Source organism: Pseudomonas sp. SLBN-26 (assembly GCF_006715895.1).
GTDB lineage: Bacteria > Pseudomonadota > Gammaproteobacteria > Pseudomonadales > Pseudomonadaceae > Metapseudomonas > Metapseudomonas otitidis.
The window spans coordinates 5,644,978-5,669,977 of record NZ_VFOB01000001.1 but is presented as its reverse complement, the minus strand read 5'-3'; the positions used below and the strand labels follow the sequence as shown (position 1 = coordinate 5,669,977).

The following is a 25,000-nucleotide window of genomic DNA, read 5'->3' as shown; positions in this document are numbered from 1 at the left end:
TCAGTCGCCTAGAGGCTCCAGGTTGGCGTCGATCCAGCGGCCGCCTTCCTGGCTCAGCTGGCCGGCCTGCGGCTCGGGGTTGGCCGGGTCCAGGCTGGCCTGGCCGGTGTAGCGCAATGCCTCGCCCTCGACGAACAGGCGGTCGATGCGCTGGGGCAGGTAGGGCGAGGTCTGGGAATAACCCGGCACCACATAGAGGCCACCGTTCCGGGCGGGCTGGAGCGCAGCGATGTGGGTGCGCACTGCACTCGCGTCGCCCACGCAGCCCTCGTCCACCTGGAACAGCGCCAGGTACAGGGGGTGTTCCTCCAGGGTGGCGGGCTCCACCACGGTGAAGGGCACCAGCGTCTTCACCGGCATCGAGAAGCTGCAGCCCAGCGCGCCGGCGTAGTGCTCCAGCACTGCCGGCGCCTTGGCCGCCGCGCCGGATGCCTGCGGATCGGGCAATGCGCCTGCCCAGGCCGCCCCTGTGGATAACGCTATCCCTGCACACACCGCTGCCAATCCTTTCATTGCCCTGCCCTCCACTGACTGATCGATGGGCGAACCCTGCGCGCCCCGGAACCGCGCGCAGTGTCGCTGCAAACGTCCCGCGCCGCCGCGAAGTGGCCCGGCAAAAACGCCAACTCAGCGCTGCGGCAGCGCCTGTGTGCCACTGCGCAGGCGCCCCAGCACGCGCTCGGCATTTTCCTGGCAGCCCATGCCCTCGGGCTTGTCCTCGATGCTGTCGATCACCTGCAGGAGCCGCTCGCGGGCCACCACCAGGCGCGCCTGCATGGCCTCGATCTCCGCCACCTTGCGCCGCAGGCCCTCCAGCATCCGCTCGTGGTTGCCGTGTACCTGGCCGGGGCTGGGCAGCAGGTGGCGCATCTCCTCCAGGCTGAAGCCGGCCTGCTGGCCGCAGGCGATCAGCTCCAGCACCGCGAGGGCTTGCTCGGGGTAGTCCCGGTAGCCATTGCCCAGGCGCTGGGCGGCGATCAGGCCACTGGCCTCGTAGAAGCGGATGCGCGAGGCGGTCAGGCCGCTGCGTCGCGCCAGTTCGCCGATTTTCATGGCAGGGGTTCTCCACCTATTGACCTTGAAGCTGACTTTAACCTTAGGCTCTGCCGCAGCTCTTCTACCTTTCGTCGATGCCCGCCCGAGGACACCCACCATGTCGCCCTTCCAGCCGCTCAGCCTGCCCAATGGCACCACCCTGCCCAACCGCATCGCCAAGGCCTCCATGGAGGAGAACCTCGCCGATCCCCGCCAGGCGCCGTCCGATGCGCTGATGCGCCTCTACGCGGCCTGGGCCGAAGGCGGTGTGGGGTTGCTGCTCAGCGGCAACGTGATGGTGGACGCCCGCGCCATGACCGGCCCCGGCGGCGTGGTGCTGGAGGATGACCGCCAGCTGCCGCGCTTCCGCGAATGGGCAACGGTGGGCAAGGCCCATGGCGCGCAGTTCTGGCTGCAACTGAACCACCCCGGCCGGCAGATGCAGGCCAACCTCGGCCAGGCGACTGTGGCCCCGTCGGCGGTGGCCCTGGAGATGGGCAGCCTGTCGCGGATGTTCCCCACCCCGCGTGCGCTGGAGGAACAGGACATCGCCGCCCTGATCGAGCGCTTCGCCCACAGCGCCGTGCTGGCCGAGCAGGCCGGCTTCGACGGCGTGCAGATCCACGCCGCCCACGGCTACCTGCTCAGCCAGTTCCTCTCGCCGCTGACCAACCGCCGCCAGGACCGCTGGGGCGGTTCCCTGGAGAACCGCGCGCGCCTGCTGCTGGAGGTGGTGAAGGCGGTGCGGGCGCGGGTATCACCGCGCTTCGGCGTGGGGGTGAAGCTGAACTCGGCGGACTTCCAGCGCGGCGGCTTCGAGCCACAAGACGCCCGCCAGGTGCTGCTGTGGCTGAACGACCTGCCGGTGGACCTGGTGGAACTCTCTGGCGGCAGCTACGAGGCACCGGCCATGCAGGGCGACGCCCGGGACGGTCGCACCCTCGCGCGGGAAGCGTACTTCCTGGAGTTCGCCCGCGAACTGGCCACCGAAGCGCGCATGCCGGTGATGGTCACCGGCGGCATCCGCCGGCTGCCGGTGGTGGAGCAGGTGCTCGCCAGCGGCGTGAGCCTGGCCGGCATCGCCACCGCCCTGGCGCTGGACCCGGCCCTGCCGCGCCGCTGGCGAGAGGGCGACAACGCCGCCAGCGCCGAGCTGCCGCCCATCCGCTGGCGCAACAAATCCCTCGCTGCGCTGGCCTACATGTCGGCCGTGAAATACCAGATGCGCCGCCTCGGCGACGGCCAATCCCCCCGCCCCGGCGTCTCCCCCCTGCACGCCTTGCTCAAGGAGCAATGGCACACCCTCCACCGCACCCGCCATTACCGCCGGCTCATGGCGGAGCGTAGTGAGGGGTAGGTATGGAGACGGCTGCGGGGAATGGCGCGGGTCGATGCGGTTCGCCGAGCTCACCGCATCCTACGGGTGCCCGGTGTGTAGGGTGGATGGCGCTTTATCCATCCACCAAAGGGTGTGCCGCCGGCTCCGATGGTGGGCTGAAGCCCACCCTACGCTCAGCCGTAGCCTGGGCTTCAGCCCAGGGATGCGCCGTGGTCCCGGGCTGAAGCCCGGGCTACGTGTCTGACGTCGAAATGGTGTCCGGCAGGGCACGGCGGTAAACGTAGGATGGGCTGAGCTGTGCGAAGCCCATCATGGCGGAGCTCGGGCACGGGGCGATGCGGTTCGCCGAGCTCACCGCATCCTACGGGGGTGCCCGGTGTGTAGGGTGGATGGCGCTTTATCCATCCACCAAAGGGTGTGCCGCCGGCTCCGATGGTGGGCTGAAGCCCACCCTACGCTCAGCCGTAGCCTGGGCTTCAGCCCAGGGATGCGCCGTGGTCCCGGGCTGAAGCCCGGGCTACGTGTCTGACGTCGAAATGGTGTCCGGCAGGGCACGGCGGCAAACGTAGGATGGGCTGAGCTGTGCGAAGCCCATCATGGCGGGCTCATGCGGGGATTCGATGCGGTTCGCCGAGCTCAGCGCATCCTGCGGATTGTTCGGCAGGAGGCTCGGCGGCGTTCAGGAAGTGGCGGAAGCCGAGGATCACGCCCTGTTCCAGGTCGGCTTCGGGCAGGTCGTGGGCGCGGGCTTCCAGCTGGCGGAGGAAGTCGGGCCAGAGGGGTTGGTCCTGGCCGTGGCCGAGGTAGCGCACGGGCAGGTCAGCCTGGGCGCCGGTGACCTGTCGGGCCAGCAGTCGACCGCCCAGGCGCGAGCCTTCCAGCACGTAGGCCAGGCCCCAGAGCAGGCCCGGTTTGGCGTCCAGGCGGGGCGCGGCTGTCGGTGGCGGCGGCAACCCCAGGTCGGCCAGGTCCGCCAGCAGGGCCTGGCGGCGACGACGTGCCGGCCAGTCCGGCACCAGCTGGGCGATGCCGGCCTGCTCCAGGGCCTGCTCCAGCCCCGGCAAGGCGCGGGCATGGGCGCGCAGGAAGGCGCGGTAGCCGTCCGCCTGGCCCAGGTCGAAGCGGGAGAAGGCGGCGTCCACGGCCTCGTGCCACGGGGCGCCGGCCTGGCGCAGCTGCTCGCGCACCCTCATGGGCGCTCCTCCAGGGCGGCGCGCAGCTTGGCGGCGATGTCCGCTTCACGGAAGGGTTTCTGCACCACCACCTGGTCGGGCAGGTCCAGCCCGCCCAGTTCGGCGTAGCCGGTGATGAAGATGACGGGCAGATCGGGCCGCTGCTGTTGCGCCAGGTTGGCCAGCTCGGCGCCGTTCATGCCGGGCATGGCGTAGTCGGTGAGCAGCAGGTCGACGCCCTGTTCCAGGCGCTGCAACGCTTCGCTGCCGCTGCCGACCTCCAGCACCCGGTAGCCCAGCGAGTCCAGCAGCGCGGCGGTCACCTCGCGCACGCGGGGGTCGTCGTCCACCAGCAGGATGGTCCGCGCGGTGCTGCTCGGCCCCGGTACCGGCACGGCCGCCGGGCGCTCGACGCAGGCCTCGCCGGGGTCGTCGTGGATGCACGGCAGGTAGACCTTGACCCGCGTACCGCGCCCCGGCTCGGTGTGGATGCTGACGCCGCCGCCGGACTGCTTGGCGAAGCCGAACACCTGGGCCAGGCCGAGCCCGGAGCCCTTGCCCACCTCCTTGGTGGTGAAGAACGGCTCGAAGGCCTTGGCCAGCACCTCCTCGGTCATGCCCACGCCGGTGTCCTCGATGCTCAGCACCACATAGGGGCCCGGCTCCGGGTCTTCGGGGCGCTGCGCGGCGGCCTGCACCACCTCGTTGGCGGTCACCAGGCGCAGGGTGCCGCCCTGGGGCATGGCGTCGCGGGCGTTGATGGCGAGGTTGAGGATGATCATCTCGGTCTGGGTCGGGTCCACCAGCGCCCGCCAGAGGTCGGGGGCGGTGCGGGTTTCCACCCAGATGCCGCCGCCGAGGGTGCGCTGCAGCAGCTCCAGCAGGCCCTGCAGGGTGTCGTTGAGGTTGACCGGCACCGGCTCCAGGCGCTGCCGGCGGGAGAACGCCAGCAACTGCCCGGTGAGCTTGGCGCCGCGCTCGCCGGCCTCGCGGATGTTGTGCAGGCGGCCGAGGATGCGCTCGTGGTTGCCACGCTCGACGTCGCGCTCAAGGAAGGTAGCGCTGGTGAGGATGACGGTGAGCAGGTTGTTGAAGTCGTGGGCGACCCCGGCGGTGAGCTGGCCGATGGCTTCCAGGCGCTGCATCTGCTGCAGGGTCGCCTCGATGCGTTCGCGCTCGCGGATCTGCTCGCGCAGGCGCTGGTTGGTGGTGGCCAGCTCGTCGAGCACCGCGCGCTCGCCGGTGATGTCGCGCACGGCGGCGTACATCAGCCCCTCGTCGGGGACGATGGTCCAGGACAGCCAGCGGTAGTCGCCGTCGGTGTGGCGCATGCGGTTGACGAAGCGGGTGGAGACGTTGCCGTCGGCCACGCTCTCGGTCTCGCGCAAGGTCGCCTCGATGTCATCGGGGTGGATCAGCTGCCACAGCTGCACCCGCGTGAGCTGCTCGCGGGTGAGGCCGAGGGTGTCTTCCCAGGCGGGGTTGAGGGCGATGGGCGTCATGTCGAAGCGCATCACTGCCAGCAGCTCGCGGGAGAGCTCCCAGGTGCGGTCGCGCTCGCGGGTGCGCCGTTCAACGCGTTCGCCGAGCATTTCGTTGAGCCGCTGCAGGGCCTCGGTGGCGTACTTCTGCTCGCTGATGTCCTGCAGCACGCCGATGAAGCGCACGCAGCGCCCCGCCTCGAAGAAGGCCCGGCCACTGGTGAGCACCCAGCGCTCGCGCCCGCCCGGCAGCTGCACGCGGTACTCGGCCTGGTACTCGTTGCCGCTGTCCACGGCCAGCGCCTCCTGGACCTTGCGCTCCAGCAGGGGGCGGTCCTTGGGGTGGCAGCGGTCGAAGAAGGTGACCAGGTCCACCTCGGCGTCCCGGGGCAGTTCGTAGAGGGCCTTGCAGCGTTCGTCCCAGAGCAGCCGGCCGGTCTGCGGGTTGTAGTCCCACATGCCCATGCGCGCGGCGTCGATGGCCAGGCGCGCACGCACCTCCACCTCCATCAGCGCCTCTTCGGCGCGGCGCCGGCGTTCGCGCTCGCGCACCTCGGCCAGGGCCCGGCCCACGGCCTTGGGCAGCAGGCTGAGGTTCTGCTTGAGCACGTAGTCGACGGCGCCCTGGCGCATCATCTCCACCGCGTGTTCTTCGCCGAACACGCCGGAGAGGAAGATGAAGGGCGTCTTCGGCGCCAGGCGCCGTGCCACTTCCAGGGCCTGGGCGCCGGACGAGCCGGGCAGGATGAAATCGCAGAGGATCAGGTCGAAGGTGGCGGCTGCCAGGGCCTGCTCGACCCCGGCGTGGTGGTAGACCAGGGTCGAGTCGACCTCGAGGCCGCTGCGTTCCAGAATCAGCAGGGCCAGTTCGGCGTCCCGCGGGCTGTCTTCGACCAGCAGCAGTTTGAGTGGCGTTTGCGGCATGGAGTGTGGGGGCTTCCTGTGGGTCGGCGGGCCGTATCAGCTTCCGGGGCGGCGCTGCAGTCGCAGCGAGCCCGGCGGCGGCTCGTTGAGCACGGCCCAGAACACGCCGAGGTCGGAGATGGCGGTGACGAATTCCTTGAATTCGACCGGCTTGACCACGTAGGCGTTCACGCCCAGCTCGTAGGCGCGCTGCAGGTCCGGCTCCTCGCGGGAGGAAGTCAGCATCACGGTGGGGATGCTGCGCAGCTCGGGCGTCTCGCGCACCACCTTGAGCACTTCCAGGCCGTCGACCTTGGGCAACTTCAGATCCAGCAGCAGCACGGCGGGGTTGCCGTCGTCACGCTGGGCGTAGTGGTTGCGACGCAACAGGTAATCGAGGGCGTCGGCGCCGTCACGCATGACGACGACATCGTTGGCCAGCTGGCTGCGCTCCAAAGCGACCAGCGTGAGTTCCAGGTCGTGGGGGTTGTCCTCGACCAGCAGGATGGGTTTGAGCATGGGTAATCACTCAGTGGGTAGTTGACTGTGCTGCGCCCTCAGGGGCAGTGCGAAATGAAATCGGGCGCCCTCGCCCACGCGTCCCTCGGCCCATACGCGGCCGTCGTGGCGTTCGATGATGCGGCGCACACTGGCCAGGCCGATGCCGGTGCCCTCGAACTCTTCCATGCGATGCAGGCGCTGGAACACGCCGAACAGCTTGCCGGCGTACGCCATGTCGAAGCCCACGCCGTTGTCGCTCACCGTCACCACCACTTCGTCGCCCTCGGTGCGGGCACTGACCTCGATCACCGCCGGGTCGCGGTCGCGGCTGTACTTCACGGCGTTGGCCAGCAGGTTGCGCATGGCCAGGTGGAGGAAGGCGGCATCGGCGATGAGCGTGGGCAGCCCGGCGATGTGCCATTGGATGTTGCGGCCTACTAGGTCCGGCTCCATCTCCTTGAGGATGGCGTCCACCAGGGCCTGCAGGTCCACGTCGGAGAAGCGCAGGGCTGCGCGGCCCATCTGCGAGAAGCTCAGCAGGTTGTCCACCAGGGTGCCGGCGAAGCGGGCGGATTCGCCGATATGGTCAAGGAAGCGCAGCCCCCGTTCGGACAGGCGACTGCCTTCGAATTCCCCCAGCAGCTCGGCGTAACCCGCGATGTGCCGCAACGGTGCGCGCAGGTCGTGGGACACGCTGTAGGAGAAGGCTTCCAGTTCCTTGTTGGATTTCTTCAGCTCGCTGGCCAGCGCTGCCATCTCCTCGGCCTTGCGCAGGACGATGCCGAGCACGGCGGTGCGCAGCTCCCAGACGCCCTCGATCTCCAGCGGGTCCCAGGGACTCGAGTAGCCGCGCACGGTCTGCTGCCAGCGTTCGAAGCTGTGCCGCGGGCTGAGGCCACCGCTGGGGTCGACGCTCTTTTCCGGGCGCCCGGCCCATTCGACGGTGCGCGCCTGCTCGGGCTTGAACCACACCAGGTAGTGGGAATGGATCTGCGAGATGGCCACGGCCAGTACACCCGCGGCATGCCGGGCGAGTTCGGGCAGTTCGTCGATGTCGCGGCCGACGTTGTCGCTGTGGAACACGTTGATGCCGGGGCGCCGGGCCAGCCAGTGCACCAGCGCCGTCACCTGGGCCTGGGGCGGGGTCTCGCCCACCAGGTCGCAGCGGGCGGCGGAAATGATCGCTGCGCCGCTGGCCTTTGCGAAGCCGAGGAAGGTCTCCGGCTGGGCCAGCAGGCCGCCGCTGATGCTGTCGCGGTCGGCCATGGCCGAGAGCATCTGGACGATGTGCTGGCGCAGGCTCAGCAGGTGCTCGGTGCGGTCGTGGGCCTCGCGGCTCTCGATCTGCAGCGAGAGCACGCTGCCGAGCATTTCGCAGGCGGTGCGGGTCTGGAAGCCGACGCCCCGGGGGTGCAGGTCGTGGCAGGAGATCAGCCCCCACAGCTCGCCACGCACCACGATGGAGACGGACATGGAGGCCAGGGTGCCCATGTTGCGCATGTACTGCAGGTGCACCGGTGAGACGCTGCGCAGGGCAGCGAAGCTGAGGTCCAGCGGGCGTCCGGTGAGCGGGTTCTGCGCCGGGTACAGCGGCGAGGGCGTGTAGTGGGCGTCCTCGATCACGCGGATGCGGTTGGCGCGGTACAGCGCGCGCGCCTGGGGAGGGATGTCGGAAGCGGGAAAACACAGGCCGAGGTAGCGCGGGTAGCCCTCGTCGGCCTCTTCGGCCAGCACCAGGCCATTGCCCTCGGTGTCGAAGCGGTAGGCCTTGACCCGGCCGAAACCGGTGATGCGCTTCATCTCCTGCACCGCGTGGCGGCAAAGCTCGTCGACGTTGTCGGCGTCCTGCAGGCGGGCGACGAAGCTGCGCACCAGCGGGTAGAAATTGCCGTAGGCGGTGATGGCGTCGCTGGCCGGCTCGAACTCGGCGATCAGCACCTGGTCGTGGCGGTGCACCATCATCGCCACCGGGAGCGAACGCTCCCGGCCGATGGCAAAGCGCACGTCCCCCAGGTGGAAGGGATTGGGGTCTTCCAGGGCCAGCCCCTGCAGGCGGCCCTGGAGCACGGCGGCGTGCTCGAAGAGGCGCTCGAACGGGAGCCCGATCAGTTCGCTGGCGGGCAGGCCGAGCCAGTCCTGGACGTTCTCGCTGGCCTGCACCACGCAGCCACGGTCTTCGTCGAAGACCAGCATGAAACCGTGGGGCTGGATGCTGCCCGGGATGTGGATGGGCTCTTTGGCACAGGCTTCGGTCGCAGCCGCCAGGTCCTCGGTGCTGTCGATGGGTGTCACAACGCGATCTCCTTTCGTGTCCTCGCGGCGGGGAAAACCCACACGACTTACCGGGTAATAGGCCGGAACTGACGTGAACGAGGGCACAAACTATCAGAACCTCTACCAGCAGTCGTTGCTGGCATAACGATTCTTCCGACGGGGTTCGGAATGGTGGAGTACGGAAATCGCGAAAAATTCCCCGTCAGCGGACCGACGACATCGCCGATCCGCTGCGCCGGGCCTCAGCTGGCCACGGCGCGACGGGCGTTGAGCAGTTCCAGGCGGCGGCGTTCGACCAGGGTCTTGGCGGCAGTCATGTGGATCGGGCCACCGGTGAAGGTGGGCAGCTCGCGGTCGAGCCAGGTGTCGCCTTCGCCCTTCCAGGTAACTTCGCCGGAGGCCAGCTTCATTTCCCGCTGCATCTCGCGGATCACCCCACGCACCCGCTCGATGCAGAACACCGCATCGCTCGGGATGGCCTTGCGCAACGGCTCCTCGCCGTCCTTGCCCAGGGTCAGCAGCAACATGCCGTCCGGACGCGGGCGGATGGACACTTCGTAACCGGGAAAAGCGTCGAAGAATTCCTTGATGGCGATCTGCATTGTTCGGCTCCCTGTCAGTGGATTGGGCTTTTGGACCCAGGCATTTGCAGGGCGCATGCCAGCCGAACGTCAAATCTATCTATTTGATTTAAAAGGAATTTATTAGAAATGAAGGCAGTTTGATATATGCAGCCTGCACGATGGCATGTTGATCGCCTTGCAAAATGCAAGGTCGAACCCACGCCTTGGCGCATCCGGATGAGAACCACACATCGCCGCCTCCCAGAATCAGGCAACACCTTGGCGGCAAGGTTTCAGCAATGTGAGGGGCCCAGGGCAATTCGTGGCCTGGGCTTCAGCCCAGGGAAATGGCGCCGGGCACTCCCGGACTGAAGTCCGGGCTACAAGCAACACCTCGCTCCCGTAGCCTGGGCTTCAGCCCAGGGAAATGGCGCGGGGCACTCCCGGACTGAAGTCCGGGCTACAGGCAGCCCCCTGGCACCCGTAGCCTGGGCTTCAGCCCAGGGAAATGGTGCAGGGCACTCCCGGACTGAAGTCCGGGCTACAGGCAACGCCTCGCCCCGGTAGCCTGGGCTTCAGCCCAGGGAAATGGCGCGGGGGCACTCCCGGACTGAAGTCCGGGCTACAGGCAACGCCTCGCCCCCGTAGCCTGGGCTTCAGCCCAGGGAAAAGGTGCAGGGCACTCCCGGACTGAAGTCCGGGCTACAGGCAACACCCTGGCACCCGTAGCCTGGGCTTCAGCCCAGGGAAATGGCGCGGGGCACTCCCGGGCTGAAGTCCGGGCTACAGGCAACACCTCGCCCCCTAACGCTCCAACGCCTGCCGCACCACGTCGGCGATGGCCAGGCTGGAGGTGAGGCCGGGGGATTCGATGCCGAACAGGTTCACCAGGCCGGCGATGCCGTGGTCCTCGGGGCCGCTGATGCGGAAGTCCGCTGCGGGCTCGTCGGGGCGGCTGATCTTCGGGCGGATGCCGGCGTAGTCCGGCTGCAGCGCGCCGTCGGGCAGGCCCGGCCAGTAGCGGCGGATGGCGGCGTAGAAGCCGTCGGCGCGGCGTGGGTCGACCTGGTAGTCCTCAGTGTCCGTCCATTGCACGTCGGGGCCGAAGCGGGCCTGGCCGCCCAGGTCGAGGGTCATGTGTACGCCCAGGCCGGCGGCCTCCGGCGCGGGGTAGACCAGGCGGCTGAACGGTGCCCGTCCGGCGAGGCTGAAGTAGTGGCCCTTGCACAGGTAGCCGCGCGGGACATGGGCGGCCGGCAGCCCGTCGATGCGGCCGGCCAGGCCTGGGGCGCCGAGGCCGGCGGCGTTGACCAGCAGGCGGCAACCGAGGGTGGTCGGGCTGGCGCCGCCTACCGTCAGCTGGAAGCCATCGCCCTGCACCTGCGCCGACAGCAACGGCGAACCCAGGGCCAGGGCGGCACCGGCAGACTCGGCGTCGCCGAGCAGCGCCAGCATCAGGCCGTGGGAGTCGACGATGCCGGTGGACGGCGAATGCAGCGCGGCCACACAGTGCAGGTCGGGTTCCAGCGCCAGGGCCTGGCCGCGGCTCAGCAGGCGCAGGTCCGCCACACCGTTGGCCAGCCCCCGCGCCAGCAGGGCCTGGAGCGGCGCCACCTGGGCGTCGTCGGTGGCGACGATCAGCTTGCCGAGCTGTTGCACGGCCACGCCGTGACTGCGGCAGAAGGCCAGGAGCCGATGGCGACCGTCGACGCACAGGCGCGCCTTGAGGCTGCCCGGCGGGTAGTAGATGCCGGCGTGGATCACTTCGGAATTGCGCGAGCTGATGCCGGTGCCGATGGCGTCGGCCGCTTCGACGATCACCACTTCGCGCCCTGCCTGGGCCAGTGCGCGGGCCACGGCCAGGCCGACCACGCCGGCACCCACCACCACGCATTCGATATCCACTGCCATCGCTTCGCTCCCTGTCAGGCGGCTGCCCGGCAACGCGGTGCCGGGGCTGGCGCAGCGTGCCAGAGGCGCGGGCCGGACGTCGACCGCAGCGGAAGGCGCTGCCGGAAAAACGAAGCGGCCTGGACGGCCGCTTCGTGGTGGGGCGGGGTCAGTTCTTCACCCAGTTCTCGAAACGCGCTTCGAGGTCGGCATGGGCCGCCCAGAACGTGACGTTCATCGGCAGGGCATCGCGGATGTTCTGCGGGGCGGTGGGCAGGGTGGCGGCGATGGCCGGGTTGATCATGGCGATCGCCTTGTTGTTCACCGGGCTGTAGGAGATGCCTTCGGCGAAGGCCTTCTGCTGGTCCGGCTGGCTGACGAAGTGGACGAACTTCTTCGCCAGCTCGCCTTTCCACGAGCCCTTGGGCAGGGCCCAGTAGTCGAAGTCGTAGATGTTGCCGCCCCAGGCCATGGCCAGGCTGCGGGTCTCCTTCTGGGCGGTGGCGATGCGGCCGTTGTAGGCGGAGCTCATGGCCACCTTGCCGTCCTGCAGGGCGCGCACCGGCTCGGCGCCGGACTTCCACCAGACGACGCTGGACTTGATCTCGTCGAGCTTGCGGAAGGCGCGGTCGACACCGGCGGGGGTGTCGAGCACCTGGTAGACCTCGTTCGGCGGCACGCCGTCGGCCATCAGGGCGAATTCCAGGTTGTACTTGGCGCCGTGGCGCAGGCCGCGCTTGCCGGGGTACTTGCGCAGGTCCCAGAAGTCGGCCCAGCTGCGCGGGGCGTCCTTGATGCGGGCGGAGTCGTAGGCGAGCACGGTGGACCAGACGAAGATGCCCACGCCGCAGGGTTGCAGGGCACCGGCGACGAAGTCGCTGGGGTTGCCCACCAGGGCCGGGTCGATCTTCTCGAACAGGCCTTCTTCACAGCCGCGTGCCAGTTCGGGGGCCTCCACCTCCACCACGTCCCAGGTCACGTGGCTGATGTCGATCATGCTCTTGAGCTTGTCGAGATCGCCGTTGTACGAGCCGTGGACCACGGCGTCGCCGGTGCTGGCCTTGAACGGTTTGAAGAAGGCTTCCTTCTGCACGTCCTTGTTGGCACCGCCGAAGGTGATGACCGTGACGAAATCCGCCGAGGCCGGCAGGCAGGTGACTGCCAGCGCCAGGCCCAGGGCGCGTCTTACCGCAACAACCATGGAAAACTCCCTCTTTTGCTGTTGGTTCGCGGGGCACGGCGCTGTGACCGGTCGCCCCTTTATTGTGTTTGTGATGACGGACCGGATGCCTGGCGTCGCGCAGCGAAGCCACCCTCGGCACCCTTGTCGCCGTTGTGAAACGGGGGCGCGTAGTCTGAACCCATCGCTCACCGAAGGGTATGCGCTCCGTCACAGTGACGACTGCTTCACAGGCTCTGGCATGCCTGTTTCACGTTTTACGCAGAAAGGGAGGCAGGCCCCTCAGGGGGCCTGGTAGAGCGCGGGGCGGCGGTCGCCGTGGACGTCGTTGCGGGCGCTGATGCGCTTGTCGTCGGCCTGGGCCAGGTCGAGGGTCGCCAGCAGCAGGCGCTCGCCGCCCTCCACCGGGCCGGCCAGGGGGAAGCCGTCGGCATCGACGATCACCGAGCCCTGCACCCAGTCCTGCCCGCGTTCGTGGCCGTGGCGGTCGCAGGCGGCGATGAACATGCGGTTCACCGCCGCGTTGGCCTGCACCCGCACCACTTCCGCCGGGCGTTCGCCCTGGGGACGCGGGCCCAGGGGCCAGTTCACCGGGGCACAGAGCAGCTGGGCGCCGGCCAGGGCCGGCAGGCGCACCCATTCGGGGAACTCCAGGTCGTAGCAGATCATCAGCCCCAGGCGGCCGTGGACGGTGTCCACCACCGGCGGCGCTGCGTCGCCGGGGATGAACAGGGCCTTCTCGGCATCCCACAGGTGGGCCTTGCGGTAATGCGCGCGCAGGCCGTCCGGGTCCACCAGCACGGCGCTGTTGGCCAGCTCGCCGTCGTCACGGCGCTCGCAGAAGCCGGCGGCGATCACCACCCCCAGCTCCCGCGCCAGGGCCTGCCAATGGCTGACCGCCGGGCCGTCCAGGGGCTCGGAAAGCGCCAGGGCCTCGGCCTTGTCGCGGAACAGGTAGCCGCTCTGCACCAGCTCCGGCAGGACGATGATGTGTGCGCCCTCCAGGGCCGCACGGCGGATGGCGCCCTCGGCCAGGGCGCGGTTGTGGGCCAGTTCGCCGATGCGCGGCGCCACCTGGCAGCAGGCCACCTTCACGGGGGCGACGGGGCGGGTGTTCATGGGCGCGGGTCCTCCAGGCGTTGCGGGTCGAGGGCGGCGAGGCGTTCTTCCTCGCTGCGGTCCTGGTGGCGGCATTGCAGCCAGTAGGCCAGGCCCGCCACCGGCAGGCCGATGGCGAAGGCGATGTCGGCACCGCCCAGGGCGGTGGCGAAGGGGCCGCTCCAGAAGCTCAGGGACATGAACGGCACCATGGCCAGCAGGCCCAGGCCGTAGGCCACCAGGCCGGGGCGCGACCAGCCGCGGTAGACGCCCTCGGGGTTGAATATCTCGGCAATGGCGTAGCGGCCCTTGCGCACCAGGTAGAAGTCCACCAGGTTCACCGCCGTCCACGGCACGAGGAAGTAGAGCATCAGCAGCACGAAGGTGTTGAAGCTGCCCAGGTAGCTCTCCGGGATCATCCGTGCCACCAGCAGGATCACCAGCGCCACCACGCTGATGCCGGCCACCCGCACGCCCAGGGTCGGGCGCACGCGGGAGAAGGCGTCCAGCGCGCTGAGCCCGGTGAGCATGGCGCCGTAGCAGTTGACCGCCATGATGCCCACCAGGGAGGGCACCGCCACCAGCACGATGAGGGTGCCGAAGCCGTCGTACAGCTGGTTGCCCAGCTCGCGCACGCTGCCGATGGCGTCCGGCGCCGGCAGGGCCGAGGCGAGGAAGGCACCGAGGGACATCAGCCACAGCGCCGAGGCGCCGGCCCCCAGGTAGGTCCAGAAGATGACCTTGCCGGCGGGGGTTTCCTCCGGCAGGTAGCGCGAGTAGTCGGAGACGTACACCGAATAGCTGATCTGGTAGCCGGCGGCCGCCGAGAGCTGCACGAGGAAGGCGCTCCAGCTGAAGCCGCTGCCCTGGAGCGCGGCATCGGCGCTGAGCTGGGTCACGGCGAACAGGGTCAGGGCGCCGAACACCGCGATCATCAGCCAGGTCAGCCAGCGCTGCACGGCGTGCAGCAGGTCATGGCCGACGATGGCCAGCAGCACCGCCAGCCCCACCAGCAGCACGTACCAGGGGGTGCGGGCGCCGGGCAGCACGGTGTTGATGGCGTCGGTGGCGAGGATGACGTTGAACACGTTGAAGCCGATGTACACGAACACCACGGCGAGGAACGGAACCACCGCGCCGCGCACGCCGAACTGCGGGCGCGACTGGATCATCTGCGGCAGGCCCATGCGCGGCCCCTGGTTGGCGTGGAAGGCCATGAAGAAGGTGCCGATGCACACGCCGATGAGGATCGCCAGGATCGAACCCAGCGCCCCCAGCCCCAGGGCCGGCCCGGTGAAACCGGTGACCAGGGTGGTGAGCACGAAGTTGCCGGTGAACCAGAACGGCCCCTGGTGCCACACCTTGCCGTGGCGTTCGTGGCGGGGCACGTAGTCGATGGAGCGCACCTCGATCATCGGGCGCGCGTCGTGGTGTTGAGTCATGGAAAGTCCTCGTCCGGTAGGGAAGTTGAAGGCGCGGCGACGGCGCGGATCAGGACGAGGGGACGGGGCGCAGGGCGAACGAGGCGTCAGGCATGGCAGTGCTCGGCGTTGTTGTAATGGTTGTGCGCCGGACTCTAGCCAAGCGGTTGCTCGGGATACATCGGACAGGACAAATACTCAGTTGCGGATTCTGCAAACTATCGCGCCGCCTTCCCCGGGAAGGCGGCGCCGGGCGTCAGCCCGCGAGCATCATGCAGATGCGCGTCTGCAACTGGGCGGGCGGGGTGCTGCGCGGGTCGTTCAGGTACTGCTCGAACATCGGGCAGTCGCCCGGCTCCAGCCCGCTCTCCGGCAGCCAGCGCGAGTACAGCCAGTCATAGGCCTTGCCCATCTCGTTGTAGGGCCCGGTGTAGGTGAGCATGGCGCAGCGCCCGGCGGGTATCTCGTAGCGCTCCAGCTCGCCGCCGATCACCGCCTGCGGGGACACGGAAATGCCCGCCAGCGAGCGCAGGCGCGCCTCGGGCACCTGGGCCGGATCGTCGAAGTAGACGCCGTACATCAGGCAGTCGGGGCCGAGCAGCCCCTGGCCCATGGCGAGCATGAAGGCGCGGCCGAACAGCGGGCCGATGCCCTGGTAGCTGCCCTGGTGCGGCAGGGTGGCGAGGACGGCGCCTGGGAAGGTTTCGATGGCGATGGGGTACATGGCGAGCTCCTGGGGGTCGAGCGGGCGGGCCCGGGTTTCGCGGTAGCGTCCCGGGGGCAGCCCGAAGTGGGCGCCAAAGGCGCGGTTGAAGGCGGCGTGCGAGCTATACCCGGCACGCCGGCCGACCCGTTCCAGCGAATCCCCCGTACCGGCCAGGGCCACCGCCGCGCGGTGCATGCGCAGCCGCTGGACCGTGGCATTGACCGTCTCGCCAAGCATCGCGCGGTACACGCGGTGGAAGTGGTACGGCGACAGGCAGGCCAGCTCCGCCAGGTGGTGGAGGTCCGGATCGGCGTCCGGGTGAGCGGCCAGCCAGCGCAGCACCGGATCGATGCGGCGGGCGTAGTGAGCGAGGGTTTCGGGTTTCATGGTCAGCCTCCCTGGACCAGACGCTAGCGGCAGCGGATTTGCAGGAATTGCGATCTTTCGCTGCGCAGCGTAGACCGGGCTCGCGCCCGCAGCAGGGGATCATTCCCGGGCCGCCGGCGCCCGGCAACCGCGCCCTGGCGAATCCGGGCATTCCGTCGCGCACGCCGTGCCCGGGGCAGCGGGACGCCGGCCGGCCGTGCTATCGTTGCGCCCCCGCGTCACCCCTGCTCCGGAGCCTTGCCATGAAGTTCATCCATCAACGCGAACACCTCAACGAAGGCGACCTGGTCGTCATCGAGTGCTCGCAGGTCTGCAACATCCGCCTGATGAGCGATGCCAACTTCCGCAGCTTCAAGAACGGCGGCCGCCACACCTACCACGGTGGTGCCTTCGACCGCTTCCCGGCGCGCATCACGGTGCCCAGCACCGGCTTCTGGAACATCACCATCGACACGGTGACCCGCCGCGCCATCAGCGTCACCCGCAAGCCCACCCTGAAGCACTCCATCAAGTTCGTGCGCCGCTCCAGCTCCCACATGGGCTGAGCCCGGCCGGCGCGGAAACATTTTCTTTCACCTGACCCTGTCGGTTTTTCCGCGCTCATCCGTCCTTACTGTTAGGCACTCCTCTCCATGCACCTGCCGCGCCCTTGCCGGGGCGGGCCGGTGCCGAGCGCCCCTTTGGCTAGTTTCCGCCCGCCATCCCGGCGGGCGGTCTTTTTCATCGCCCCGAACAGTCAGGACCGCGCTCCGTCATGTCCAAGAAGTCCCGCTCGCGAACCTGGTTCCTGGTCCACAGCTGGCTGGCCCTGCCGATCTGGTTCTTCGTCTTTCTCGTCTGCGCCACCGGCACCCTGGCGGTGCTCAGTGAGGAGATCATCTGGCTGGCCAACCCCGACGTGCGCGCCACCCGCCCCGCCGATGACGCCCAGCCCCTCGGCTTCGACCAGGTCGTCGCCGCCATCGCCCGTCAGCAGCCGGATGCCGCCATCGAATGGCTGGCCAAGCCGGAGGAGGACCACTTCGCCCTCACGGCGGCGGTCAGCTACCCCGACACCCGCACCGCCACGCTCTACGTCAACCCGTACACCGGGGTGATCCAGGGCAGCAGCCCGCTGTTCGACTTCCGCCAGTTCACCCGCGCCCTGCACGGCTGGTGGCTGGTGCCCTTCACCAACGGCTACAGCTGGGGCTGGTACCTGGTGTCGCTGCTGGCCCTGCCGATGCTCGCCTCGCTGGTCACCGGGCTGGTCGTGTACAAGCGCTTCTGGCGCGGCTTCCTGCGGCCGACCCTGCGCATCCGCCAGGGCGCGCGGATCTTCTGGGGCGACTTCCACCGCCTGGTGGGCATCTGGTCCATCTGGTTCATCGCGGTGATCGCCGTCACCGGCACCTGGTTCCTGATCCGCGCGGTGCTCTACGACAACCACATCTCCATCTCCAGCGAAGGCCCGCCCACGCTGATCGCCCGCGAGGCGCTGCCGCGGCCCGAGCCCGGCCAGCCGGTGCCGCGCATCGGCGTGGACCAGGCGGTGGAGGTGGCGACGCGCACCATCCCCGGCTTCGAGGTGAGCTTCGTGACCTTCCCGCCGGACGCCTTCACCCCGCTGGAGGTGGGCGGCCGGGGCTGGTACCCGCTGATGTTCCAGACCGCCGAGGTGAACCCCTACGACGGCACCCTGCTGGGCTCGCACCTGCTCGGCGACCGCAACGCCCTGGAGTTCGTCACCGAGTCCATGCGCCCGCTGCACACCGGCGATTTCGGCGGCATCTGGGTCAAGCTGCTGTGGTTCGTGTTCGGCCTGCTGCTGACGCTGATGGTGCTCAGCGGCCTGCTGATCTGGAGCAAGCGCACCGTGCTGGCCACCGCCAAGGCGATGAAACGCCCGCCGCGCCCACGGCCCGCCCCGCGCCCCGCCACCGAGGTGACCGAATGACCGCCCCCGTCCGCTCCCGCCCTGCCCGCCTCTGGCTGCGCTGGCGCTTCCACCTGAGCGCCCTGCTGGTGCTCATCCCCCTCGGCTACATGCCCGCCTACTTCCACGAGGCCAGCCTGGAACGCGGCCTCCAGGGCCTGGGCGAGCGCCCCATCGGCGAGCTGGCGGTCGGCCCCTGGCACGTGCGCCTGGCGGAATGGGAACGGGGCGAGCCGGTGCGCGAAGGCAAGGCCGGCTACATGAAGGACTTCAGCCTGGCGTTCTGCCGCGAGTGCGGCGCTGCGATCAAGGCGGCCTACCTGCGGGTGGGCAAGCCGCGCTACCTGCGCGCGGCCGGCGCCCTCGCCTCGGGCAGCCCCTACCGGCGCCTGGCGGAAGTGCGCATCCCCGAGGACGCCCCGGCGGATGCCGAGCTGTGGCTGACAGTGGAAGGCTGGGACGGCTCGGTGCACCAGGCCGCCCTGCCCCTCGCCCAGGCCTCCCCCGACGTGGTGGCCTGGCTCGGCAAGCGTGGAGGTGGCCGATGAAGCGCTGGCTCGGTGCCCTGCTCCTGCTGGCCGGCGGCAACGCCTGGGGCCACGGGATCTACTGCGAATGCCAGGCCCTGGACGCCACGCAGGTGCGCTGCGTGGGCGGTCTCTCGGACGGCACCGCCACGCCGGGGGCGACCCTGGACGTGCTCGACGATGAGGGGCAGGTGCTCATCCACGGCACCCTGGGCGAGGACTCCAGCTTCACCTTCGAACGCCCGAGCGGGGCGTTCCACGTCCTGCTGGAACTGGGCCCCGGACACACGGCGGAAGTGGAGCCCGAGGCGATCCGCCCGCGCTGAGAACCCGCGGGCGGGAACGGGGTGCTAGCGCGGGGCGATGTGCACCACCATCAACTGCACGCTCTCCTGCCCGCGAAACTCGTTCACGTCCAGGCGGTAGGCCAGCTCGGCCCAGCGCACGGTGGGGTTCGGCCAGACGTCGCGGTCGATGTTGAAGGCGATGCCGTCCAGCTGCAGCGAGCCGCACTCGCTCTTGAGCACCAGCTTCAGGTGGCGTTCGCCCACCAGGCGCTGCTGGGCGATCTGGAACACGCCGTGGAACAGCGGCTCGGGGAAGTGCTGGCCCCAGGGGCCGGCCTGGCGCAGGGCGCGGGCCAGTTCCAGGTGGAATTCCTGCAGGCTCAGCTGGCCGTCGGAGAGCAGGCGGCCGGTGAGGTCGTCCTCGGTGAGCTGGCGGCGCACCTCGGCGTCGAAGGCGCTGGCGAAGGCGCCGAAGTGCTCCACCGGCAACGACAGGCCGGCGGCCATGGCGTGGCCGCCGAACTTGCTGATCAGCCCGGGATGGCGGGCGGCGACGGCGTCCAGCGCATCGCGGATATGGAACCCCGGCACCGAGCGCGCCGAGCCCTTGAGCAGGCCGTCGCCGGCATCGGCGAAGGCGATGGTCGGGCGGTGGTAACGCTCCTTGAGGCGCGAGGCGAGGATGCCGATGACGCCCTGGTGCCAGTCCGGCTCGAACAGGCAGAGGCCGAACGGCAGGTCTTCCAGCGGCAGGTCCTTGAGCTGGGCCAGGGCCTCGCGCTGCATGCCCTGCTCGATCTGCTTGCGGTCCTGGTTGAGCTGGTCCAGCTCCACGGCCATGTCCTGGGCCAGGGCCTGGTCTTCGCAGAGCAGGCATTCGATGCCCAGGCTCATGTCGTCCAGGCGGCCGGCGGCGTTGAGGCGCGGGCCGAGGATGAAGCCGAGGTCGGTGGAGGTGATGCGCGCCGCCGGGCGGCCGGCCACCTCCAGCAGCGCCTTGAGGCCGGGACGGGCACGGCCGGCGCGGATGCGCGCCAGGCCCTGGTGCACCAGGATGCGGTTGTTGGCGTCCAGCGGCACCACGTCGGCAACGCTGCCCAGGGCCACCAGGTCCAGCAGCTCGGCGAGGTTCGGCTCGGCCATGCCGCGCCGGGCGAACCAGCCCAGCTCGCGCAGGCGCGCGCGCAGGGCCAGCAGCACGTAGAAGATCACCCCGACCCCGGCCATGGACTTGCTGGGGAACTCGCAGCCCGGCTGGTTGGGGTTGACGATGGCGTCCGCCGCCGGCAGTTCCGGGCCCGGCAGGTGGTGGTCGGTGACCAGCACCTTGAGCCCGGCGGCCTTGGCGGCGGCCACGCCGTCGACGCTGGAGATGCCGTTGTCCACGGTCACCAGCAGCTGCGGTTCGCGCTGCAGGGCGACGGCGACGATCTCCGGGGTCAGCCCGTAGCCGTACTCGAAGCGGTTGGGCACCAGGTAGTCGACGTGGGCGGCGCCGAGCATGCGCAAGCCGAGCACGCCGACGCAGCTGGCGGTGGCGCCGTCGGCGTCGAAATCACCGACGAAGAGGATGCGCTGGCGCTGCTCCAGGGCCTCCACCAGCAGCGTCACCGCAGCGTCGATGCCCTTCATCTGCGTGTAGGGGATGAGCCGCGCCAGGCCCTTGTCCAGCTCCTCCGCGCAGCTCACGCCTCGGGCGGCGTAGAGGCGGGTCAGCAGGGGCGGCAGGTTGCCCAGGTCGGGCAGTGTGGCGGGCAGGGGGCGGGGCTCGATACGCATGCGACTCGGTCTTCCGGGGCGAAAAGGGGGTGGATCAGCGTTCGCCGACCAGCCATTCCAGCGGCACGTCGTGCTGGCCGCGTTCGTCGGTGATGAACAGCGAGCCGTCGCTGATCATCAGGGTCCAGCTGATGGAACGCGGCAGGTCGCGGGCCAGTTCTTCCAGGGCTTCCTGGCCGACGGCGACGACGTTGATGTTCTTCAGGTTGCGCACGCTGTCCAGCACCTTGGTCTGCCACACCCGCAGGCTGCCGTAGGCCAGCAGGCTGAAGCGCTCGCAGCGGCGCGAGCACCAGGTGATGCGCTCGGCATCGGGCTGGCCGACTTCGATCCAGTGCAGCACGCGGTCGTCCAGGCTCTTCTCCCACAGCGCCGGCTCGTCCACGTCCGACAGGCCACGGCCGAAGGCCAACTGCTCGTGGTACCAGAGGCCGTAGGCGATCAGGCGGACCGCCAGGCGCTCCTCGGTCTCGGAGGGGTGCCGGGCCACGGTGAAGCGCAGGGTCTCGTAGACGCCACGGTCCAGGTCGGTGAGGTTGAGTTCGACTTTGTAAGGCGTCGCTTGGAGGGCCATGAAGGGCTTCCTGGTTGGCGAAAAGGCGGCAAGTCTACCTTGAAAGCGCCCCCCATGCCCGGCCCGTACGGCGGCGCGCGGGACGGAAATGGGCAATCAGTCCCAGGTATGCGCAGCGCGGGTTGCCAGGCCCGGCGACGGCCTTTATAAGACCGACGCCGCGCCCGCTCGGGCGCATGGAACACAGGAAAGGGAAGCCCATGGAACTACTCATTGCCCTGGTCGTGGTCGTGCTCATCGCGGCGGTGCTGTACGCCGTCAACCGCGACGACGGCAGCCTGGAAGCCTATCTGCAGGAGGCTGGCCAGGTGAACCGCACGGCCCTGCTGAGCCTGTTCGAGCCGCGCCTGGCGCTGGACATGGCCCAGGGCCTGCAAGGCGAGGCCCGCCAGCTGGCGTTGCACCAGGTGGCCCCGGCGCTGCTGCGTGCCGGCGAGGAACAGGCCGCACTCACCGCCCTGGCCGAGCTGCGCGACGGCTACCAGCAGAGCGCCCTGGACAACATGCTGGAGCACTACCTGGAAGCCCAGGACCCGCACGCGGCGCTGTCCCTGCTGGAGCGCCTGGAGCGCCCGCTGCCGGAGTCGCCGCTGCTGCAGATCCCGCTGCTGCTTGCCTGCGGCCAGGACGCCCAGGCCCGAGCCCAGCTCGACACCCTCACCCAGCAACAGGAACAGGGCACCGGCCAGAGCCTGTCCGGCCCGCAGAACCTCATCCTCGCCGGGCTGCAGCGTCGCCTGCAGCAACCCCAGGCGGCCCTGCGCAGCCTGGAGCGGGCCTGGGAGCTGCTGGCCCACCCGGAGCCGGACACCAGCCTGCCCCTCCATGACCTGAAGGCGGTGCTCGCCGGCCTTGCCGAACTGGGCGAGGTGCCCCGCGCCCTGGCGCTGGCCAGGCAACTGCCGGTGGAGGAACAGGGCCAGGCCGTGCTGGCCTTGATGGAGGGTGGCCAGACCGAAGCCGCCTTCGAACTGCTGGCCGACCTGGGCGAGCAGACCGGCTACTTCACCCACACCGAGCTGATGGACCACGCCCTGGCCACGGCGCAGCCGGACACCGCGCTGCGGGTGGTGGACTGCGCGCCGGCGCATCACTACGACGAACTGCTGCTGCGCCTGGTGGACTGGCACGCCGAGCAGGGCGACCTGGCCCAGGCCAACGCCCTGCTGGACTCCCGCGCCCACGAGCCGGGCCAGCGCATCTGGCTGCTGCTCACCCTGTGGGAGCACCACCTCGGCCGACACCCGTCCTGGGCCGACGAGCTGCGGCGCCAGGCGCTGGCCGAGCTGGAGCGGATCCGTGGCGAGGACAACTGGGGCTGGCTGCGCCTGTTCGCCCTGGAAGGCTGGCTGCGCCAGCAGGCCGCCCTGCCGGCGCACCAGCGCGACGCCTACGGGGTGCGCACGCACCTGGAGGAGATCGAGCAGTTGAATGCCGCCCTGGACCTGGACGGCCGCGTGACCAAGCTGGCCGAGCAGGCCCCGCTGCTGCGCGACCTGGGCGAAGCACCCCGCGCCCAGCGCTGGGTGGAGGCCTGCCTCGTCACCCTGGACGATGCACAGCAGGCCGAGGCTCTGGAAGACGACGAGGACCTCGGCATTTACCTGGAAGCCATCGGCCTGGCCTACCTGGCCCTGGGCGACACGGCCAGTGCCCAGGCCCTGCAGGCTCGGCTGCAGGCGATGCAAAGCGCCGAACGCAGGCTGGACGAAGCCCTGTTGCTGGACCACATCCGGCACGGCCGCTTCGAAGACGCCATCGCCAGCCTGTCGCTGACCAACGTGATGCGGGAGGAGAACCCCCTCGCCCAGCTGCACCAGGCCATCGACCGCCTGCAGGCGGAAGACCCGCCACGGGCCGCCGCCCTGCGCCAGCAGTTGCTGGACGCGCTGAACAACGGCCTGGTCCAACCCCTTCCCGTGGCGGCCTGAAGGCCGCCCAGCAACGGAGGCCGGCGGCTCAGGCCGCCGACTCGCCGCTGGGCTCGGCCGGGGCCTCGCGGTAGCACTCCACGCGGTTGCGCCCCTGGGCCTTGGCCCGGTACAGGGCTTTGTCCGCCAGGGACAGCAGCCGCGACAGGTCGTACCCCGCCTCGCCACTGCCGGCCACGCCGATGCTGACGCTGAGCGGCCCCGGCGCCTCGGGGCAGCTCTCGGCGAACTCGCGGCGGATGCGCTCGGCCACCAGCACGGCGGTGGCGCCATCGGCATCGGCCAGCAGGCAGGCGAACTCTTCCCCACCGATGCGCCCGAATACGTCGTGCCGACGCATGCGCGCGGAGACGATACGGGTGAAGTCCACCAGGGCGGCGTCGCCGCTGGCGTGGCCGTAGGAGTCGTTGAGGCGCTTGAAGTTGTCCAGGTCGCAGAGCAGCAGCACCACGCCCTCCCCGCGCCGTGCGCAGCGCTCCAGCAGGGCCTGGCCGGAATCCATGAAGGCACGGCGGTTGCCGACACCGGTCAGCGGGTCGCTGTAGGCGGCGTGCTTGTACTGCAGCTCGGCGCGCTCACGGACCATGGCCAGGGTGACGAAGGCGACGCCGATGGCGTACAGCAGCGTCTCGAACACCAGCATCGCGAAGAAGGGGCTGGCCTGGCCGTTGACCAGCCGCTGGAACGGCTCGCCCCGGTCCAGCGCCAGGCGCACGCCGTAGGTCGCCACGTGCATGAGGTGCAGCGCCATGGCCGGGGCGATGGACACCTGCAGGCTGCGCCGGGCGCGCCACAGCTCGAAGGCCGCGAGCGCGGTGTAGGTGATCATCAGCACGCAGCTGAGCATGATCCGCGCCGGCAGCGAGGCGTAGAACGCCGGCACGGCGCAGAGCGCCAGCCACAGCAGCGGCCCGGCGAGGAAGCCGGCGAGATGAACGGGCCGGCCGGCGAACACCCGCATGGAGGTCCAGCTGGCGGCGCAGCTGAGCTGCAGCAGAACGTTGCCGATGATGATCGGCACCCAGTCCATGCCCAGGCCGCGCAGGCTGCCGAGCACGGTGCAGAAGGCGCCGAGCAGCAGGGTCAGGCTCAGGTAGCCGAGGGTCGGCTCCGGGGTGCCGCGACGCCAGGCCCGCCCGGCGAGGATGCCGAGCAGGGCGAGGATGTAGACGTCCACCAGCACCAGGGTGGGGATGTGAAGGTCCATCTGCACGGTCCAGGGCGGGAAGCTCCCGGCGGCCAGCCTGGGGAAGGCGACGCGCGGGCGGTGGGGTTATCGGCCGTAATGCGAACGGCTTCGCACTTTACTCCCCGACTGTGACAGCGTCACGCACGACGTTTCAGCGTGGGGCGTAGCGCCCCCAAAGGCTGTCGAACTCCGCCAGGTAGCGCGCCACCAGGTGGGCGTTGTCGATCACCAGGAGGTTCTCCTCGTTGCTGGTGCTGGCGCTGCGGGTCCAGTTGAAGCTGCCGTTGAGCAGCAGGCGGCCGTCGAACAGGGCGAACTTGTGGTGCATGTGGAAGGGGCTGTCGTCGATGCGCACATCGACTCCGGCGTGGCGCAGGGCCTGGATATCGCTGCCTTCGTCGTGCTGTTTCTCGTTGTCGCTGATCACCCGCACGCGCACGCCGCGCCCGTGGCAGGCGAGGATCTCGCTGCTGAGCTGGTCGTCGGAGATGGTGTAGACGCAGATGTCCACGCTGTGCCGGGCCTGGCGGCACAGCTCGCGGATCTTGCGCCGGCACTCCTCGCCGGGGCTGAAGTGGGCGCTGGCCACGGCCGGGGCGACGGCACCGGCGAGGTCGAGGGTGCGCACCACCTGCTCCAGCCACTTGAGCGCCGGTTGCAGGTTGGCCGGGTCGGCCTGGCACAGCTCGCGCACCAGGTCGAAAGCGCGGTTGCGCAGGTAGCGCACCTGGTCCGGGCCCAGCTCGCTGCCCAGTTCGCGCAGCTCGTCGCGCTCCTCGTTGCTCAGCTTCAGGTCCTGCAGGCTGTCGCGCAGCTGCTGGTCGAGTCCTGCGAAATCCATGGCGACC

At 69.7% G+C, this 25,000-nt stretch carries 22 protein-coding genes; 6 read left to right on the top strand and 16 right to left on the bottom strand.

Features of this window, described 5'->3' with window-relative positions:
* Both FBY21_RS26280 and FBY21_RS26275 read right to left on the bottom strand, forming a co-directional pair.
* Window positions 1-447 (bottom strand): hypothetical protein, encoded by a 447-nt coding sequence (locus tag FBY21_RS26280; RefSeq protein ID WP_142015076.1) that lies wholly within the window; start codon window positions 445-447, stop codon window positions 1-3.
* Between the two features lie 180 nt (window positions 448-627).
* Window positions 628-1,053: a MerR family transcriptional regulator gene (locus FBY21_RS26275; RefSeq protein ID WP_142015073.1), complete on the bottom strand. Its 426-nt coding sequence runs from the start codon at window positions 1,051-1,053 to the stop codon at window positions 628-630.
* 100 nt (window positions 1,054-1,153) lie between these two features.
* Here FBY21_RS26275 and FBY21_RS26270 point away from each other — a divergent pair, with 100 nt between their 5' ends.
* Window positions 1,154-2,392, top strand: coding sequence for an NADH:flavin oxidoreductase/NADH oxidase family protein (locus FBY21_RS26270; protein WP_142015070.1), 1,239 nt, complete (start codon window positions 1,154-1,156; stop codon window positions 2,390-2,392).
* A 587-nt stretch (window positions 2,393-2,979) separates the two neighbouring features.
* Here the strand turns inward: FBY21_RS26270 and FBY21_RS26265 are convergent.
* From FBY21_RS26265 to FBY21_RS26220, 10 genes are all read right to left on the bottom strand, one after another.
* Window positions 2,980-3,567 carry a biliverdin-producing heme oxygenase gene (locus FBY21_RS26265; protein WP_142015066.1) on the bottom strand — a complete coding sequence of 196 codons (588 nt, stop codon included), beginning with the start codon at window positions 3,565-3,567 and terminating at the stop codon, window positions 2,980-2,982.
* Window positions 3,564-5,951 carry a response regulator gene (locus FBY21_RS26260; RefSeq protein WP_142015061.1) on the bottom strand — a complete coding sequence of 796 codons (2,388 nt, stop codon included), beginning with the start codon at window positions 5,949-5,951 and terminating at the stop codon, window positions 3,564-3,566. Before FBY21_RS26260 ends, FBY21_RS26265 begins: the two co-directional genes overlap by 4 nt.
* Window positions 5,952-5,987: 36 nt before the next feature.
* A complete protein-coding gene (locus tag FBY21_RS26255; protein WP_044400070.1) occupies window positions 5,988-6,449 on the bottom strand; it encodes a response regulator in 462 nt (153 codons plus the stop codon).
* A 6-nt stretch (window positions 6,450-6,455) separates the two neighbouring features.
* A complete protein-coding gene (locus tag FBY21_RS26250) occupies window positions 6,456-8,723 on the bottom strand; it encodes an ATP-binding protein (protein WP_142015058.1) in 2,268 nt (755 codons plus the stop codon).
* 224 nt (window positions 8,724-8,947) lie between these two features.
* A complete protein-coding gene (locus FBY21_RS26245) occupies window positions 8,948-9,307 on the bottom strand; it encodes a DUF3509 domain-containing protein (protein ID WP_142015055.1) in 360 nt (119 codons plus the stop codon).
* 765 nt (window positions 9,308-10,072) lie between these two features.
* A complete protein-coding gene (locus tag FBY21_RS26240) occupies window positions 10,073-11,179 on the bottom strand; it encodes an NAD(P)/FAD-dependent oxidoreductase (protein ID WP_142015051.1) in 1,107 nt (368 codons plus the stop codon).
* A 148-nt stretch (window positions 11,180-11,327) separates the two neighbouring features.
* A complete protein-coding gene (locus FBY21_RS26235) occupies window positions 11,328-12,359 on the bottom strand; it encodes an ABC transporter substrate-binding protein (protein ID WP_142015048.1) in 1,032 nt (343 codons plus the stop codon).
* A 261-nt stretch (window positions 12,360-12,620) separates the two neighbouring features.
* Window positions 12,621-13,457 (bottom strand): nitrilase family protein, encoded by an 837-nt coding sequence (locus tag FBY21_RS26230; RefSeq protein WP_142015045.1) that lies wholly within the window; start codon window positions 13,455-13,457, stop codon window positions 12,621-12,623.
* Window positions 13,454-14,878 carry a purine-cytosine permease family protein gene (locus FBY21_RS26225; RefSeq protein ID WP_142015042.1) on the bottom strand — a complete coding sequence of 475 codons (1,425 nt, stop codon included), beginning with the start codon at window positions 14,876-14,878 and terminating at the stop codon, window positions 13,454-13,456. The genes FBY21_RS26230 and FBY21_RS26225 overlap by 4 nt, the downstream gene beginning before the upstream one ends.
* 235 nt (window positions 14,879-15,113) lie before the next feature.
* Entirely contained in the window at window positions 15,114-15,950 is an 837-nt protein-coding gene (locus FBY21_RS26220; protein WP_074970964.1) for a GyrI-like domain-containing protein, read from the bottom strand.
* Between the two features lie 242 nt (window positions 15,951-16,192).
* On the opposite strand from FBY21_RS26220, the gene FBY21_RS26215 reads away from it, so the two are divergent.
* From FBY21_RS26215 to FBY21_RS26200, 4 genes are all read left to right on the top strand, one after another.
* On the top strand, window positions 16,193-16,495 hold the full coding sequence (locus FBY21_RS26215; protein ID WP_044400048.1) for a DUF1883 domain-containing protein: 303 nt from the start codon (window positions 16,193-16,195) through the stop codon (window positions 16,493-16,495).
* A 209-nt stretch (window positions 16,496-16,704) separates the two neighbouring features.
* Window positions 16,705-17,886 (top strand): PepSY-associated TM helix domain-containing protein, encoded by a 1,182-nt coding sequence (locus FBY21_RS26210; protein WP_142015037.1) that lies wholly within the window; start codon window positions 16,705-16,707, stop codon window positions 17,884-17,886.
* Window positions 17,883-18,413, top strand: coding sequence for a thiamine pyrophosphate-binding protein (locus tag FBY21_RS26205; protein ID WP_142015034.1), 531 nt, complete (start codon window positions 17,883-17,885; stop codon window positions 18,411-18,413). Before FBY21_RS26210 ends, FBY21_RS26205 begins: the two co-directional genes overlap by 4 nt.
* Entirely contained in the window at window positions 18,410-18,718 is a 309-nt protein-coding gene (locus tag FBY21_RS26200; protein ID WP_074970958.1) for a hypothetical protein, read from the top strand. Before FBY21_RS26205 ends, FBY21_RS26200 begins: the two co-directional genes overlap by 4 nt.
* A gap of 24 nt (window positions 18,719-18,742) precedes the next feature.
* On the opposite strand, the gene recJ is transcribed toward FBY21_RS26200, so the two are convergent.
* Window positions 18,743-20,458, bottom strand: coding sequence for a single-stranded-DNA-specific exonuclease RecJ (gene recJ / locus FBY21_RS26195; protein ID WP_107331321.1), 1,716 nt, complete (start codon window positions 20,456-20,458; stop codon window positions 18,743-18,745).
* Window positions 20,459-20,492: 34 nt separating this feature from the next.
* Entirely contained in the window at window positions 20,493-21,032 is a 540-nt protein-coding gene (locus FBY21_RS26190; RefSeq protein ID WP_044405855.1) for a YaeQ family protein, read from the bottom strand.
* A gap of 200 nt (window positions 21,033-21,232) precedes the next feature.
* Here FBY21_RS26190 and FBY21_RS26185 point away from each other — a divergent pair, with 200 nt between their 5' ends.
* Window positions 21,233-22,963: a hypothetical protein gene (locus FBY21_RS26185; protein ID WP_142015030.1), complete on the top strand. Its 1,731-nt coding sequence runs from the start codon at window positions 21,233-21,235 to the stop codon at window positions 22,961-22,963.
* 28 nt (window positions 22,964-22,991) lie between these two features.
* Here FBY21_RS26185 and FBY21_RS26180 read toward each other — a convergent pair whose 3' ends face one another.
* Both FBY21_RS26180 and FBY21_RS26175 read right to left on the bottom strand, forming a co-directional pair.
* Entirely contained in the window at window positions 22,992-24,170 is a 1,179-nt protein-coding gene (locus tag FBY21_RS26180; RefSeq protein ID WP_142015027.1) for a GGDEF domain-containing protein, read from the bottom strand.
* A gap of 133 nt (window positions 24,171-24,303) precedes the next feature.
* A complete protein-coding gene (locus tag FBY21_RS26175) occupies window positions 24,304-24,993 on the bottom strand; it encodes a phospholipase D-like domain-containing protein (RefSeq protein ID WP_044405861.1) in 690 nt (229 codons plus the stop codon).
* Between the last annotated feature and the right edge of the window lie 7 nt (window positions 24,994-25,000).